A 17,336-nucleotide genomic window follows, 5' to 3' on the forward strand; every position below is an offset into this window, starting at 1 on the left:
GAAAAAAGGAGCCGTTCATCAAATGAACAGCTCCTTTGTACTTAAAATTTTACAACATTTGACGCCTGTGGACCTCGATTGCCTTCCACCACATCAAATGATACCTTTTGACCTTCTTCAAGTGTACGGAAGCCTTCCTCTTGGATTCCCGTAAAATGTACAAATACATCTTCTCCATCATCACATTCAATAAAGCCATAACCTTTTTCATTATTGAACCACTTTACGATTCCCTGTTGCATAAGCATTCGCCTCCCATGCGCTTGAAAGTAGAATAAAATCAACTAAGTCGTGAAATAATTGAGAAAATGTGAAAAAATGCATTTTCATTAAGAACATACATGAATTGAGCAAAGTTGTCAATTGTTTGTCGAAATGCTTGTATAACTTCCTATGATTTTTTTCACAATAAAGTCTATAATGGAAATTAACAACATAGAAAGTAGGATGCCAAATGACAACGACTAATCAACCTTTATCAGATTTAGAAATCGCTAATCAAGCGGTGATGAAGCCTATTACAGAAATCGCGAAAGATGCAGGTATTCCAGAGGATGCACTTGAGCAGTATGGTCGCTATAAAGCAAAAATTGACCCACTAAAAATAACAGCACATGGCGAGGACGCAAAGGTAGTATTAGTTACTGCCATTAGTCCAACTCCAGCAGGTGAAGGGAAGTCAACTGTAACGGTTGGACTTGCTGATGCACTTCATCAATTGAATAAAAACGTTGTTGTTGCTTTACGTGAGCCATCACTTGGCCCAGTAATGGGCGTGAAAGGTGGTGCAACAGGTGGTGGATACGCACAGGTTGTACCGATGGAGGATATAAACTTGCATTTCACTGGCGACCTCCACGCTATTACGACGGCGAATAACGCATTATCAGCCTTTATTGATAATCATATCCACCAAGGAAATGCTTTAAACATTGACCCTCGCCGTATTATTTGGAAGCGTGTAATGGATTTAAATGATCGCACTCTTCGTAAAGTTGTTGTGGGTCTTGGTGGTCCTGTACAAGGGATGCCACGAGAGGACGGCTTTGATATTACTGTTGCATCAGAAATTATGGCAGTCTTTTGTTTAGCTACAAGCATTGAAGATTTACGTGAACGATTAGCAAGTATCGTAATCGGTTATACTTTTGAGCGTGAACCAGTATTCGTGCGAGATCTACAAGTGGAAGGGGCTTTAACATTATTATTAAAAGATGCCTTTAAACCAAACTTAGTGCAAACGCTTGAAGGAACACCTGCCATTATCCACGGTGGGCCATTTGCCAATATTGCACATGGCTGTAACTCAATTATGGCGACACAAACGGCTCGTAAGCTAGCTGATATCGTTGTGACAGAGGCTGGCTTCGGTTCAGATTTAGGTGCTGAAAAATTCATGAACATTAAAGCACGTAAAGCAGGCTTTAAACCAAGTGCCGTTGTCATTGTGGCTACTATTCGTGCCTTAAAAATGCATGGCGGTGTACCAAAAACAGCGCTAGTTGGCGAAAATGTTGAAGCGCTTTTACAAGGAATCGAGAATTTAGCTAAACATGTCGACACGGTTCGTACATTCGGCGTTGAACCGATTATCGCCTTAAATCGTTTTATTACGGACACAGAAGCTGAGTTAGAAGCAGTCCTGAACTGGTGTCAAGAAAATCATGTTCGTATAGCTCGTACAAATGTTTGGGAAGAAGGCGGTAAAGGTGGATTAGCCTTAGCTGAGCAAGTAGTAGCCGTATTAGAAGAAGAAAATAACTTCTCTCCTTTATACGATGTAACAGAGTCCGTTGAAGAAAAAGTTCGTACGATTGTTCAAAAAGTGTATGGCGGGAAAGATGTACAATTTACTGAACAAGCGAAAAAACAAATTGCTCAAATCGAAAAATTCGGCTGGGATTCTCTACCGATTTGTATGGCGAAAACACAGTATTCTTTATCTGACCAACCAAGTCTTTTAGGACGTCCAGAAGGCTTTACTATCACAATCCGTGAAGTGATTCCAAAACTGGGTGCAGGATTCTTAGTTTGTCTTACAGGAGATATTATGACAATGCCAGGTTTACCAAAAGCACCAGCTGCCTTACGCATGGATGTAGATAACGAAGGACATGCAGTAGGGTTGTTCTAAGAAAAAATGCAAGATTTCGTAAAAAAATAAATACAACATACAAAGCTGCTCCTATAAGTTATACAGGGCAGCTTTTTTTATTTAAAATATCCTCCATATGCAATAAGAAAAACTGGATAACCATGAAAAAATTGAAATTCGAATTATAATATACATTGTATATTCAAAAGAAGAAGGCGTTCTTTCACGTTTAATTTTTAAAAAAAATCTAAAAGAAAAAACGAACATAAGAGTAGGGCTGCTATTGAAATTTGATACATGTTCTCTAATAGACTATTCAACATAATCACCCTCTCAACCAAGAATATATGAGCTGTCCTGTTTTAGTAAGCTGATCCCCTTGAATAGTCGGTTAAAAATATGAAAGAGGCTATGTAGTTCTTTGTGGTATAAAGGATTCGGGTTATAGTTAGAATTCTTTTTCATGGGACAATGGATTTTAACATGGAATGCCATTGTCAGATTATTATTTATTGATAATTCGTTCCTATCCCTCTTTTTACATATACTTCCACAAAAGGATTGCCTAAAAGGGTTCATCTTCTTTCTTAACTTCTTGAAGTTGGTCCTATAATTCAGGATCAGAAAATGATTGTAAAATCACAGGCTTATCTGTTTATCTGTAGAGCGTATTGAAGAAATCAAGGAAAGGCTAATCCAAACTAATGAAGATCAACAACGATAAGGTCAACAAGGTTCTTAATATCCTTAGAATCTCCTGTGTTCAGAAAAAATTATTCCTTTGAACATATCTTAGAAGGAAGATAGGATAATGTCTTTTAAATGGAAATCGAAGAAACAATAAAAGCTGCCATCATCTACAATAGTAAGATGGGCAGCTTTTACTTTTTCTTCAGCGGGTTGGTAATACGTAACATAACTATCGTTCCTACTTCCTTCATAACTTATTACTTCATTTACGGCTTAAATGAAATTCGGAAAAATGGTTGCCTAAAAAAGATTTCTCTATTTTTGTTAGCACGACTCTGATAATTTGACTTTTCGTAAAATGTTGGCAAGAATTCGTTATGTTATTTGTTATTAATGGGAGGAGTTACGTTCACACATACTCAAGGGTATGATTACAGAAGGTAACGTCAATTAATGATACAAATATCACACGCTTGCGACATATGGTCAAAGCCTTCTAGGTCGTGACAACAAGCTAACTTTTTGTTCACTTATCTCGTCATGTACATTCGCTATGCGGGTTGAAACAAAGAATTTCTAAGGGAAAAATGTTCACTTTTATTTGTTTTCTTAGATGATTGATATTTTCACTATACGCACGTCATCATCAACACAGTATTCAACAGTATTCAATTGCAAGCCCGCTGAAGTTTTTAAATCTGTCAAAACATAGTTGCTGTACACCACTGAAATAGTGAGCTACAGAACAAAGTTAAATGTTCTGTACATTCACCTTACAATATTCTGAAAAATTTGTCAATTGAAATAACCTTGCGATACTGTTTTTTTAAAGCCTCGAGGTTACTTAATAATTGCCAACTATTCGAAGCAATACAGTATAATAATGTACGAAGGGACTGAACTAAGATTATGAACAATTTAATGGACAAAGTACGGGGAATTTACGAACAATTTGATGCTAGTCATGATTTTCAACATATTGAACGGGTTTATCAAAATGCGTTAGCGATTTTAGAAACAGAGTCAGAAGCGGATGCAGAAGTTGTGAAAATCGCTGTGCTCTTACATGATGTAAGTGATAAAAAGTATACCGATAGCAAAGAGCAAGAAAATAAGCTAATTGCCGAGCTGTCTTTTAGCGAGGAGAAAAAGCAACATATTCGGGATTGCATCGCTCAAGTATCGTTTAATGGTGGTAATGAGTTAGAAGCAACTTCTATCGAAGCAAAAATAGTACGAGATGCAGATCGCTTAGATGCGATTGGAGCAATCGGTATTGCACGTACGTTTGCTTTTGGTGGAGCTAAAGGTCGAAAGCTTTACGATAAGGAAGAGAATGCGCGTATGGATATGACAGAGGACGAGTATCGTAGTAAAAATACATCCTCAGTTACCCATTTTTATGAGAAGCTCTTATTGCTGAAGGATTTAATGATTACAGAGAAGGGCAAACAAATGGCTGAAGAACGCCATCAATTTATGGTGCAGTTTTTAGAGCAATTACAAAATGAGATGGGTGAGTAATTATTCACGCTTCAAAAAAAATATGGGCTAATAATTAAATAGATGTCTCATGAAAAATCCGTTGTCTACTCCAATAGACAACGGATTTTTATTGGTTTTGTCCATCAATTTATAGCAGAAGGTGAAATGAAGGCACGACAAGCGTGCGTTTTATACTTAGAGTGATTTACTCCACTTCTTTTTTATTATTTTTAAAGCATGTGTGAGGAAATGTAGGAATATTTTTTGGATGGTAGTAATTTGATATAAGACTTGCTAAATTAAATGTTTTTTGACCAACTGCAACGTAATTTTTTACTTTTTCTGGAAGGTAGTAATTTATGAATCACTTAAAAAAGATAAGTTTAATTTTTCGATAAGGCAATAAGGCAAATAGATATATTGGAATTGTAATTAATGCAATTGGTATGTCACTTGAAAAACAAAGTGTCAATTCGTTTCGCTCTATGCTATTTTACTTGCTAACGCAATCTATTATGCTTCTTCTCAAAGTTAGGCTTCGCCGCAGTATAAGATAATGCTATTTTTTTGTCTAAATTAGAAGGAAATCATTTCCTTTTTGTAGAATGTTGAGTATAGATGGATGGCGGGTTAGTTTGTCTCTGTTTGAAAATACATCTTTGAAGACAGATTTATTATCATTAACGTCTGTTAATCAACACCTGTTTTTCTTGACTTTACACAAGTTATGTTTTGCAAAGGAAACCGTTACGATGATGTAGTAATCGAGAGTTTTTTTGGAATTATGGAATCTAAATTGCTTTTCTACAGATTTACGAACTTAATCAATAATAATGGTTAGGAGGAAAATAATTTGAAAAAAATGGTTTCGTTATTAGTGATGGTCACAATTATTCTTTTTTCTACTCCAGATGTATTTGCCTCAAACCCGATTGAACCTTATGGATTGAAGCCACCAGGTGAAAGCTTTATACCTGGAGAGTGGTTTCTAGGAGATACTCCACCTAATGTTGATCCGAATAAACCACCTATTGTTTTCGTTCAAGGGAAAAACGGTAACTCTACAAGTTGGTATGGTAATACAGAGTATCACGGTCTTAATGATATGTATACAAAAGCTTATGAAGCAGGGTATCAAACTGTATTTGTTCAATTATACGATGCGGCAGGTAAAGGCTCTTACAGTCAATATGATAATGGAAAATTATTAGCCTCTATGTTAAAAGAAATCAGTCAACATTTTCACGGGAAAAAATTAAATATAATTGCCCATAGCAAGGGTGGGCCCGATACCCAAGCAGCATTAGTTCTTAATAATGCTCATCCGTACGTTGGTAGGGTGTTTACTTTAGGTTCACCTCACTATGGATCAGAGTTAGCTGATCTTGCTTATAGCTGGTGGGCAGGTTGGCTAGCTACATTACTCGGTGAAAATGATGATGGAACATATTCACTTCAAGTTGGGGAAATGGAACACTTTCGCTCACTAATAGATAATCACCCCAACGTAAGTAGGAACAACTATTATACAATTGCTGGTACTAATACAGGACCATTTTTATCTGCACTCTGGATGGGTGGTCTATATCTTTCCGATCCAAATGATGGATTAGTCAAAGAGGCAAGCACTAAATTATCTTACGGAACACATTTATTTACCGATACCGCTCTTGACCATGACAGTATTCGAATGGGATCTGCGGTATTTTCTAGATTGGAACAGTATCTACAGTCTGCTTCTACTGATCGTATCATTGCAAACAAAGAATACTTTTCTCAATCTGATATGTTTCAAGAGTTGGATGTTTCTCGTTATATTTATGGAGGAAAGTTACAATCGTCATATGATGTGACACATTCCTTTTATGTGGATACTGCACTCGATAATGTTAAATTGTGGACAGGGTTAACTAGTGATGAGATAGAGTTGGTCTCTCCTTCAGGAATAAAATATACCAATCAGACAATCAACTCATTGGATGAAGACTCCCTCTTAAATGGCGTAGCACCTCATACATTTACTGGCGTTATTTCTGAGACTGGGGAATGGAAGGTAAATCTAAGCACGCAGGCAGAGAATAATGCGTATTTATTGGCAGTTCAACACGGGGGTCCCTCTTTGATAAAGGTGAGTATTCCTACAGTATCATTAGAAACGAATAATATTATCACGATGCAAGCTAATCAACAATTACAAAAACTTACTTTCGATGTACGAGTACTAGATCCAACAGGTAAAGACATTGCTTCTTCTCTACAATTGCAAAAGGTTGATCAACAAAACTTTATGGTGAATTTCCCAGAGAGTAAAAAATCTGGTGTATATAATATAACTTTAAATATTTCCGGTGAAACGTTACAAGGCAATCCATATAATAGAACCATTGTTCGTTCTAAGTATATAAAATAGACATAAGCAATAATTAGCAAAAGACCTTGGAAACATATCTTTAGCAACGGTTGGATTTCGAATTGATAATCATACAATTAAATAAGATATCAAAGAGTAATGAGTCACTATTTATATAAAAGATTTGAAAATACCATGTTGGCAATCAGCATGGTATTTTTACTGTTAGTAACAAAACTTTTATAAAATGAACTAGAATACAAAAGGATTTATTATACCAATCAAATATATCACTACCTAAGTATATCCATCTCATTCAACACGCGCTCACCATCTCTTAGTATACAGGGAAGTCGTCTTTATATTCGAATGTCTAAGTTTAGTGGACTTTTACTACTTTTAAAGAAAGCAAAAGTATATTTATTAATGCTGTTTTGAATGGGTCTTGCTACTCCACCATAAATACTTACAAAAAGGAAGTGAATTGTTTGATTAAAAATCATGTTAAGTTTTTTTTACTACAATTTTTTTCTGCCGCTCGAACGGGATACGAGTCTGCAATCAATTCCTTGCCGATTCATTATAAGAGGGAGAATTGAGTTTTGTATGATTATTACATTGTATTTGCAAGACAGAACGTGAGATGATTTAACTCTTTACTGTATGAAATGTAAGAGGATTGATTCTCGACATTAGCTAATTTAAACACTATTCGTATCTTTTCAGTGGAATTGCACATGCTAACTTCAATGAATATGAGGTTGTTAAAAATTTTGAAAACAAAAAAATATCATAAAAGATAGATATTTATAATCACGTGTTATTTTTTCTTGAAAAATGAGCCAAAACTCTTTTCATCCAATGCATAAAGCATATATAATTACTTATGCTTTTTCGACAATGGGGATTTTGATTTTGTCTATATTTTATTCGGGTATTAGATCGTGGGAGAAATCGCCTGTTAAAAAACATTGGGGTAACCGTTAAAGGAGCATCAACATCATGAAAGAAGCAAAAAGCGCAGTCAAATGGATTCCTTTCTTCATTTCCCTTGCTGTTGGCGTAGCAATCTGGTTTTGTCCAGTACCTTCAGGAGTAGATGAAAAAGCATGGCATCTATTTGCTATTTTTGTTGCGACAATTATAGGATTTATAACGAAACCCTTGCCAATGGGAGCGATATCCTTTATTGCTATGGCTATGATTGCCATAACAAATACATTAACTATTGAAGAGACTTTAAGCGGTTTTGGCAATTCAACGATTTGGCTTATTGTTATTGCCTTCTTTATTTCTCGTGGATTTATTAAAACGGGACTAGGTGAACGAATTGCCTATGTATTTGTTCGTCTTTTTGGGAAAAAAACCTTGAGTCTGTCTTATTCTTTATTAGCAAGTGACCTAATATTAGCACCTGCTATTCCTAGTAACACAGCTCGTGCTGGTGGTGTTATATTTCCAATCATCCAGTCTTTATCTCATACTTTCGGATCTAAACCGGAAGACGGTACAGAGCGTAAGATGGGGGCATTTTTATTAAAGGTAGGCTTTCAAGGGAATTTAATAACGTCTGCTATGTTTATGACAGCCATGGCAGCGAACCCTTTAATTGTAAAGCTAGCAAGTGATTCAGCTGGGGTAACGATTACTTGGTTTGGTTGGGCATTGGCCATGATTGTCCCTGGGTTAACAGCTTTAATCGTTGTTCCTTATGTTATTTATAAAATTTATCCGCCTGAAATCAAGGAAACACCAGAGGCAGCAGCTATTGCTAAAAAGAAGCTGGATGAATTTGGTCCACTGAAAAGTTCTGAAAAACGAATGATCGTAGTATTTGTTGCTGTGTTGTCGTTATGGATTGGTGGAGACTACTTAGGCATTAGTGCTACTACAGCAGCTCTTATTGGTCTTTCATTGCTTTTATTGTTAGATGTATTAACATGGGCAGATATTAAGAAGGAAGAAGGCGCATGGGATACACTAATTTGGTTTGCAACGCTATTTATGATGGCATCTTTTATGAACAAACTAGGGTTGATTCCGTGGTTTAGTAATGAAGTGGGTGGACTTGTTTCCGGGTATAGTTGGATATGGGCTGTAGTTATATTAGCATTAGTCTATTTCTATTCTCATTATTTCTTTGCGAGTTCCACTGCTCATATTAGTGCGATGTATGCAGCGTTTTTATCTGTTATGCTGCAAGCGGGTGCACCAGCAATGTTGGCGGCTATATTATTAGCGGCATTTAGTAATTTATTTGGCGCCACTACTCATTATGGTTCTGGTCCAGCACCGGTCTTCTTTGGTGCAGGCTATATTGATCAAAAAAAATGGTGGACAGTTGGTTTTGTAGTTTCCGTTGTAACAATCCTGATTTTTGTTGTAGTAGGGGGATTATGGTGGAAGGCTCTTGGTTATTGGTAAAATAATTAGCTTCTGTATCCGGATAGAAATATTTCTATCCGGATATTTTTTTGAGATTTTTAACCCTTCTTCATTTTGCTTGTAATGGAGGAGGTTTTTTTAGTTGGGTAAGAAGAGTTTGTTGTCCTTTGTTTACCTGTCATTTGGTGTTATGATAAAAATGGATATCAATAATAAACTACATATTAAAAAGTAGTATGGACATTAAACAACACCTAAATGAAAGAGATGGACAAGTGTAATGAGTCATTTAATTGTACAAAATTTAACGAAAACAGTGGGCGATAAAACGCTCTTTCAAAATATTGAATTTACCATTTATGAGGGAGAGCGAGCTGGGCTAATTGGTATTAATGGTACTGGTAAATCCACATTGCTTTCTATTTTAGCAAATGAAATCGAAGCGGATTCTATGGAAGTTGACCGCCCAAATAAATATCGTGTTGCTTATTTACCACAGGAGCCTACTTTTAATAGTGGCGAAACAGTGTTACAGGCAGTGTTTGCAGGGGATTCACCTATTTTAAAACTGAATCGTGAATATGAAGAAACGGTTGCTGCACTTGCCTTAAATCCGACTTCAGAAAGTTTACAAAAAACGTTATTTAGCTTGCAACATCGTATGGATGAAGAGCAGGCATGGGATGTCAATGCTCTTGCTAAGACAGCACTTACGAGGCTTGGGATAGAAATGTTTGATAAAGAAGTATTAACACTGTCAGGCGGTCAGCAAAAGCGCGTTGCTTTAGCTAAAGTTTTAATCGAGCCAGCAGATCTTTATTTATTAGACGAGCCTACCAACCATTTAGATGTGCAGTCAACAGAGTGGCTACAGGAAATGGTGTTACGATTAAAGGGAGCAGTTATATTTATTACCCATGATCGTTATTTCTTAGATGAGCTGTCTACGCATATTTACGAGCTGGCTGATCAAACATTATACCGCCATACGGGGAATTATGGGGATTATTTAGAAGCTCGTGCTATTCGTGAGGAAATGAATGCAGCCTCTGCACAAAAGGATCGCAACCGCTATCGCTCAGAATTAAAATGGATTCGTCGTGGTGCGAAAGCACGTTCTACGAAGCAAAAGGCACGTATCCAGCGCTTCGAGCAGTTAGAGGATAACTTGGAGCGTAAATCTGAGGATGTCTCTCTTGAACTTGGTCTTGCAACAACACGACTCGGTCGGAAAGTTTTAGAGGCTGAAAATATTTCAAAGGCATTTGGCCAACAAAAAATCCTTGATAACTTTTCATTTTTACTACAGCAGGGCGATCGTATTGGTATTATCGGAGCGAATGGTGTAGGAAAATCAACATTATTGAACATGCTAGCAGGAGAGCTAACACCTGATGTTGGTGAAATTCTTGTTGGTTCGACAGTGAAGTTAGCACATTTCAAACAAACACTGCCAAAGATGAATGAAAATGAGCGCATGATTGAATATATCCGTGAAGCATCAAATGATATTACAGATGCAGAAGGTGTACGCTATTCCGCTGCTCAAATGCTGGAGCGTTTCTTATTCCCACTTCATGCACACGGTACACCTATCGGTAAATTATCAGGTGGAGAACGTAAACGACTGCATTTATTACGATTATTAATGGAGCAACCGAACGTATTGCTACTAGATGAGCCTACAAATGATTTAGATATTGAAACATTAGGTGTGCTAGAGGACTTCATTGAGCATTTCCCTGGAGTCGTTATAACGATATCCCACGATCGCTTTTTCTTAGATCGAATTGCGAAAAAGCTGTGGATTTTAGATGGTCTGGGGCATGTTAATGAGACGCTTGATATTTATAGTGAATATTTACAAAAGCGTGAACAGGAAGCTGCTGTAAAGGTAGAGGCGCCAAAAGTTGAAAAACCTAAGACCGAAAAAACTAAATCAGATAAGAAAAAATTATCTTTTAAAGAGCAAAAAGAATGGGAAACTATTGCTGATGAAATAGAAAAGACAGAGACAGCAATTATGGAGACAGAAGAAGGTATTGCTAATGCTGGAGCTGATTTTACAAAGCTACAGGAATTAACGGCGAAGCTAGATGAGCTGAATGCACAATATGAACATCTGATTGAAAGATGGTCGTATTTAGATGAAATCGTAAACGGATAAGGAGCGATAGACATGAAGATTATTACAATTGAACCGACACCAAGCCCTAATTCTATGAAGATTGTCGTTGATACAGAGTTACCTTTTGGCAAAAGCTATAATTTTACAAAGGATAATAAAGATGAAGCAACGGGTGAAGCGGCAGCGATTCTAGCAATTGAAGGTGTTAAAGGTGTTTATCATGTAGCAGATTTCTTCGCTGTTGAGCGTAACGCAAAGTATGCATGGGAAGGTATTTTAGCAAGCATCCGTCAAGTGCTAGGTGAAGATGTACAGGAAGTAAACAAAGAACAAGTTGCCAATGAATTTTATGGTGAAGTGTACGTCCATGTGCAGTTTTATAAACAAGTACCGCTTCAAGTAAAAGTGTTTGATAATCAACGTGAGCACCGTGTAAGCTGTGGTGACCGCTTTGTGGAAGCTTTCAATAAAATTATTGAGACAGCAGTTGATGAAAATTATATTTTCCAACGTAAGTGGATTGACTATGGTGTACGTTATGGAGAGCTAGAGGAAGTTGCGGAAGCTGTAAAACAAGAAATCGATGTAACGTATTCAGAGGAACGTTTAGCGGAGATTATTGCAACGATTAATGATTCTGAGAAAACTATTGAGAAGCCAGCTAAGCTAAAAATTTCTGTTGAACAGTTTAAACAACCAGAATGGGAAAAACGTTTCCAACTGCTTGACCAAATGGCAGATCCAGAGCTAGATGATTTACCACTTTTAGATTTAGCATTACAAGATGAGCAAATGTCTATCCGTCGACTTGCAACCGTTTATTTAGGAATGATTGAAGATGTAGCGGTTGTACCTTTTTTGGAAAAGGCATTACAGGATAAAAGCGCAGCGGTACGTCGAACTGCAGGAGATTGTATGAGTGACCTCGGCTTAGTGGAATTTGAAGACGCGATGCAGCAAGCATTACAAGATAAAAATAAACTAGTTCGTTGGCGTGCAGCTATGTACTTATATGAAGTCGGTACGGAAAAATCGTTAACGGCATTAAAAGCTGCTGAAGAGGATAAAGAGTTTGAAGTGAAGCTACAAGTAAAAATGGCGATTGCCCGCATCGAACAAGGTGAGGAAGCAAAAGGTTCTGTTTGGAAGCAAATGACAGAATCTCGCCAGCAATAAAACGAAATAACCAGCATCTATTTGAGCAATTCAAAATAGACGCTGGTTTTTTATATTTCAATTCCATTTTTTTACTAGGCTGTTTTCTTAGATTGTTGCTTCCTAGAAATGTATGAAGCAGTCGGAGAATTAGGAAAAGCAAATCAACTAGCCTTATTGAAGGCAATGAAACAGGACCTATATCCAAAAGAAGAAAATAAAATGGAAAAATTACTTTCTAAGATCAAGGGGTTTCGCTTTGATTTTCTTTCAGTCATGTTTTTTTCATAAGTTTCATACATTGAAATCTCACAAGTTATTTTATAGTGGAACAGTAGAACAGGAACATAGGAGAGCAGGGGCATATTCTATATCGGTACCCTTGAAGTTTAAGCTATAAGAGCACATTGCATAATAAATAATAACGAATGACAAATAAAAAAAGATTATAGTTTTTAAGGAGGGAAGATAAGTGCAGTTGAAATACGATTTCGTAGACTTGCCTTTAAATGAAATTAGAGTAGGCGCTTCAGGAAGAACACTATTCGATTATTGTCTTAATCGTAGCCATATATTTGCCTTAGCAATGAATGAAGTATTTGGATATGACATCATTGCAATTTGGAGCCCAATAATACAACACAACAGAGTTTTGCAGATGAAACTATTAAAGGTATATTTAGAAACATCTTATTTAGGCAAACCATACTTGTTCGATCCATCAGGTAATACCCAAACATCTGAAGTAATTAAATATGAAGGGGCCATTACAGAGCTTATCACCCCCGAACAGTTTAGAAGTCAAATGAAAGATTTGACTAAAACGTATTCTGAGGGAGATTTCGATGAAACTAATTTCGACAACTCATTCGCTCAAGAACTTGAAGAAATAAAACAATTCATATTAGAAAACTCGAGTCGATACGTCCCTATCTTTAGTTATATTGAGAATGCCCTTACAGAAAGTGGTTGGGAGCAAGTAGAGAGAAGCTTATATCATCCGGATAAAGAAGAACCATTCCACCGAGCAGTTACCGGGTGTAGATTTTCTGCTACTCGTTCAGTTGGTCAATTCCAACATACAATCGTAATCGATGTATTAAAAGACGGCGGAGTTATTTACCACATTGAAACCGATGATAATCACCGTATCTTCCAGACGGGTGTTTGCTCTATGGAACAATTCATCCTTGTTCTAAAGGAATGCGTCGATATTAAATATCCTATCAGATCACAAGTGATGATAGCTGCCTTAAAGATAACGGGCGAAGTAATCTATACTACTATTAATAACAACTACAAACCGCTTTATTTAGTTGATTTTCTCGGCGGTAAACACTGGCTAGAAAATGATGATTTAATGGCTATATCCATTAACTAATCTCTAGTAGGTTAGAGTAACTTCACTACACTGACACTATAACGTTTGACATAAAGTATATTAATAAGGCGCATCCTGTTCATAACAGGATACGCCTGTTAAAGCATGATTTTTCGCATATTCCTGTTATTCGTAAGAAATAGTGGAAAGGGAGGGGGATACTATAGTTGGTAAGTCTTGTGGTAATGATTCGCTTGCCCAAGGTGAACTAGGCGGATCTTATGCAAATGTAAAACCAATTAGGCTCGTTAAGCTAAATTTTTCGGGTTCACCAATGATTTTATCTATTTGTAAGAAATTTGGAGAAGTAGCTTCAATGAAAGATAAGAAATTAGATAAGTTCAAATAGTATCTTATAGTTATATTTTGGGTCACTTCCATCAGAGTGACCCTTTATTAATTTTTCACATCAAAATTCCCCCGCCTTACTGAACATTTTCTTTCAAACGCGATATAAGAAATACGCTTCTCTTATTGAACTAACTTGCAGCCTTAGTTGAATAGCAACAATCTTCTCGAAAACAGCCTAAATCCTCTAATGTTCCCCTTAAATCTTCAAATGTCGTAGCTATTACATTTTGTGCCCAGTCATACGTTTTCTTGTATCCACCTGTGGCTAAGTAACCTTTAACAAGTTTACTTTATCAATGCTTTTAAAACTTGAAGCTATATAAAATTTCTCCATCATTATTTCTTTAATTCGTTCCTTTTTAACTATTTATTTTTTTATCACTGGCATTTTGATAAAACCTATATCATGCGATTGTTGATTTCCGTTCTGGCTGGACAAAGCGCCTAGCTGGAACGGAAATCAACCTCACGTTAGGGTAATGATCCCTTAAGTCTCTTTTTATCGAAAAATAACATAATATATATTATTTTTGTGTTTTCTAGCTTTTCACTACTAAACATAAAGTTAATAGCATTCTATATATTATTAACAAATTGTCTAATACTTATTTAATAGGACAATGATAGAATTATTTAACTTCTTTTAGCAGGCGTCAAAACGCCTACTAAAATAGAAGAACTCAGTCTAAGAACACCACGTCCTTTGGCAATTTATCTGTACGACAGGCAACAGCAACAGCAACACGGTTTTAACTGTGCGAAAGCGGAGCGACAACAACAACAGCAACACACGACTGAGTGACCAACATCATGTTGTTGATGACGCTACGTTAGCACTGCGCTTTCGCAGAAAACGGTTGGTTTGTTGGTCTAAGCCTCCGGCGGATGTCACGGAATCGGAAAGGAGTTCTTTGTGCTTGCACAAAGCCGATTCTGGACGCAATTATGCCGAGGCATAATTGATCTCTAGAATTTTCTATAAAAGGAGGGCTTATGAATGACAGTAACTAGTTTAAAGACAACGGAATCTTATATACGTGACCGCGGAGCAGTTATTGAGCTTACACAAAAGCTAGTACGTATAGAAAGTGTTTACCGGGAAGATGACCCAAATGGCAATGAACAAGAGGTCGCAAATTATGTCGCTCAATATTTACGTGATATAGGGATTGAAACACATGTTGAGGAGGTTGTGCCAGGTCGACCGAATGTCATTGGTATTATTGATTCGGGTAAGCCAGGAAAAACACTCCTCTTTGAAGGACACACAGATGTCGTGACGGAAGGGAATCGTAAAGCGTGGACGTACGACCCGTTCGGCGCAGAAATTATTGATGGCCGAATGTATGGCCGAGGCACAAATGATACAAAAGGAAATCTTGCGTGTATGATTACAGCTTGTCAGTCGTTGTTACTGGATCAGGAGGAATTTACAGGCAAGATTATTTTATGTATTCCATGTGATGAAGAAGGGCTAATGCTTGGTATTAAACATTTTATAAAAAATGGCTGGGCAGATGATGTAGATGGAGCAATTATATGTGAGCCAGAGGAAAACAACGTTTGTATCGCACAGCGTGGGGCAATACGCTTGAAAGTGGATGTTTTCGGTAAAATGGCGCACGGTGCGATTTCTTGGAGTGGCATTAATCCGAACTGGCGCATGGCACGTTTTATCGTAGAGCTTGAAAAATTGGAAAAAGAAGAGCAGGCACGTTTAGGACGTGATCCGATGCTTAATTGGCCATCTATTACACCAACGATTTTACGCGCGCCTGTAATAGGAGATGCGCAAATTAATGTCATTCCTGATCATTGTATGACGACACTTGATATCCGTACAGTTCCTGCACAGGATCACGATGAGCTTCTCGGTAAAATTGAGGCGATTATTAAACGCCTGCAAGCAGATGATCCGGATTTTAAAGTTGAGTTAACAGTGCTTGATAATCGCCCTGCAACAGCAACAGCGAAGGAGGAGCCTGTTGTACAAGCCATTTATGAGGCAGTCGCTGAGGTAACGGAAAAAGAGCCGAAATATAACGGTGTCCCAGGGGCTACAGATGGAACATTCCTACATGTGCATGGGGTACCGATCGTTACCGTTGGAGCGGGTGATCGTGATATGCCCCACCAAATTGACGAATATGTCGATATCGAAGAATTAGCAGAAACTACAGCCATTTACCGTTTAGCAGCATTAAAGTTTTTAGTAGGTGATGCACATTGACTCACACAAAAATTGCAGTTATTCCAGGGGATGGTATTGGGAAGGAAGTTATGGAGGAAGCATTAAAGGTACTAAATACTCTTCAGGAACATGATTCTACTTTACAAATAGACACAACTATTTTTCCTTGGAGCTCAGATTATTATCTCAAGCACGGTCGAATGATGCCAAGTAACGCATTAGACAAATTAAAAGAATTTGATGCGATATTATTCGGGGCTATTGGAGATGCTCGTGTTCCTGATGACGTGACAGTATGGGAATTAATTATGCCGATACGAAAAAGCTTTCAGCAATATGTTAATTTTCGTCCGATCAAATCACTACCTGGCATAGCCTCACCACTTGCTAATGGAAGGGATATTGATTTTGTAATCTTCCGTGAAAATGCAGAGGGGGAATATTCCGATAGTGGTGGGCGAATTTATCATCGTCAGCCACAGGAAATGACGATTCAAAATACGATTATGACACGTATCGGGATTGAAAAAATTGTCCAAGCCGCGTGTGATTATGCCTATAAAAATGGCAAAACAAAAATTACGAGCGCGACAAAATCGAATGCTATTATTCATTCAATGAAGTTTTGGGATGAGCATGCTAGAAGAATTGTTGCACAAAGCTCACCAGCACTAGAGTTAGAATCTATCTATATCGACGCTTTAGTAGCTTATTTCGTGGAACGACCGCAAGATTTTCAGGTAGTTGTGGCCTCCAATTTATTCGGAGACATTTTATCAGATTTAGGATCAGCCATCGTTGGTGGTCTTGGGCTGTCACCGTCAGCTAATTTAAATCCAGAAAAGGAATTCCCCTCTATGTTTGAGCCTGTGCATGGGTCAGCACCAAATATTGCAGGAAAGGGCATAGCAAACCCAATTGCACAAATTTGGTCACTTGCTTTGTTACTTGGACATATCGGGAGATCCGATTTAGAAATGCTAATTGTAAGTGCGATTGAGACGGTACTTCGAGAAGGGGCTGTAAAAACCGCAGATATTGGTGGACAGGCGACAACCGCACAAATGGGTGATGCGATTTGTCAGAAGATTATCAAAATGAATTTAGCAGCAAGGGGTGTATAGC

At 37.4% G+C, this 17,336-nt stretch carries 10 protein-coding genes and 1 pseudogene; 9 read left to right on the forward strand and 2 right to left on the reverse strand.

What is annotated here, in order from left to right:
- Positions 1-41 precede the first annotated feature (41 nt).
- Positions 42-242 carry a cold-shock protein gene (locus B1B04_RS04235; protein ID WP_079560081.1) on the reverse strand — a complete coding sequence of 67 codons (201 nt, stop codon included), beginning with the start codon at positions 240-242 and terminating at the stop codon, positions 42-44.
- A 212-nt stretch (positions 243-454) separates the two neighbouring features.
- On the opposite strand from B1B04_RS04235, the gene B1B04_RS04240 reads away from it, so the two are divergent.
- Entirely contained in the window at positions 455-2,134 is a 1,680-nt protein-coding gene (locus B1B04_RS04240) for a formate--tetrahydrofolate ligase (RefSeq protein WP_079560082.1), read from the forward strand.
- Between the two features lie 77 nt (positions 2,135-2,211).
- Here the strand turns inward: B1B04_RS04240 and B1B04_RS26040 are convergent.
- A pseudogene (locus B1B04_RS26040) lies at positions 2,212-2,418 on the reverse strand (hypothetical protein).
- A gap of 1,276 nt (positions 2,419-3,694) precedes the next feature.
- On the opposite strand from B1B04_RS26040, the gene B1B04_RS04250 reads away from it, so the two are divergent.
- The 8 genes from B1B04_RS04250 (at position 3,695) to B1B04_RS04290 (ending at position 17,335) form a co-directional block, all read left to right on the forward strand.
- Entirely contained in the window at positions 3,695-4,309 is a 615-nt protein-coding gene (locus B1B04_RS04250) for an HD domain-containing protein (protein ID WP_079560083.1), read from the forward strand.
- 823 nt (positions 4,310-5,132) lie between these two features.
- The gene (locus B1B04_RS04255; protein WP_079560359.1) at positions 5,133-6,680 is read left to right on the forward strand and encodes an esterase/lipase family protein; all 1,548 of its coding nucleotides are present in this window, start codon (positions 5,133-5,135) and stop codon (positions 6,678-6,680) included.
- Positions 6,681-7,622: 942 nt separating this feature from the next.
- Positions 7,623-9,044 (forward strand): anion permease, encoded by a 1,422-nt coding sequence (locus B1B04_RS04260; protein ID WP_079560084.1) that lies wholly within the window; start codon positions 7,623-7,625, stop codon positions 9,042-9,044.
- A gap of 241 nt (positions 9,045-9,285) precedes the next feature.
- On the forward strand, positions 9,286-11,172 hold the full coding sequence (locus B1B04_RS04265; RefSeq protein WP_079560085.1) for an ABC-F family ATP-binding cassette domain-containing protein: 1,887 nt from the start codon (positions 9,286-9,288) through the stop codon (positions 11,170-11,172).
- Between the two features lie 12 nt (positions 11,173-11,184).
- Complete coding sequence (locus tag B1B04_RS04270) at positions 11,185-12,309, forward strand: conserved virulence factor C family protein (RefSeq protein ID WP_079560086.1); 1,125 nt, start codon at positions 11,185-11,187, stop codon at positions 12,307-12,309.
- Between the two features lie 637 nt (positions 12,310-12,946).
- Positions 12,947-13,669, forward strand: a complete 723-nt coding sequence (locus B1B04_RS04275) for a hypothetical protein (protein ID WP_139376940.1) — start codon at positions 12,947-12,949, stop codon at positions 13,667-13,669.
- A 1,348-nt stretch (positions 13,670-15,017) separates the two neighbouring features.
- Entirely contained in the window at positions 15,018-16,250 is a 1,233-nt protein-coding gene (locus B1B04_RS04285; protein ID WP_079560088.1) for a M20 family metallopeptidase, read from the forward strand.
- Positions 16,247-17,335, forward strand: coding sequence for a tartrate dehydrogenase (locus B1B04_RS04290; RefSeq protein ID WP_079560089.1), 1,089 nt, complete (start codon positions 16,247-16,249; stop codon positions 17,333-17,335). The genes B1B04_RS04285 and B1B04_RS04290 overlap by 4 nt, the downstream gene beginning before the upstream one ends.
- Position 17,336 lies beyond the last annotated feature (1 nt).

The organism is Lysinibacillus sp. KCTC 33748 (assembly GCF_002237755.1).
Lineage (GTDB): Bacteria > Bacillota > Bacilli > Bacillales_A > Planococcaceae > Lysinibacillus.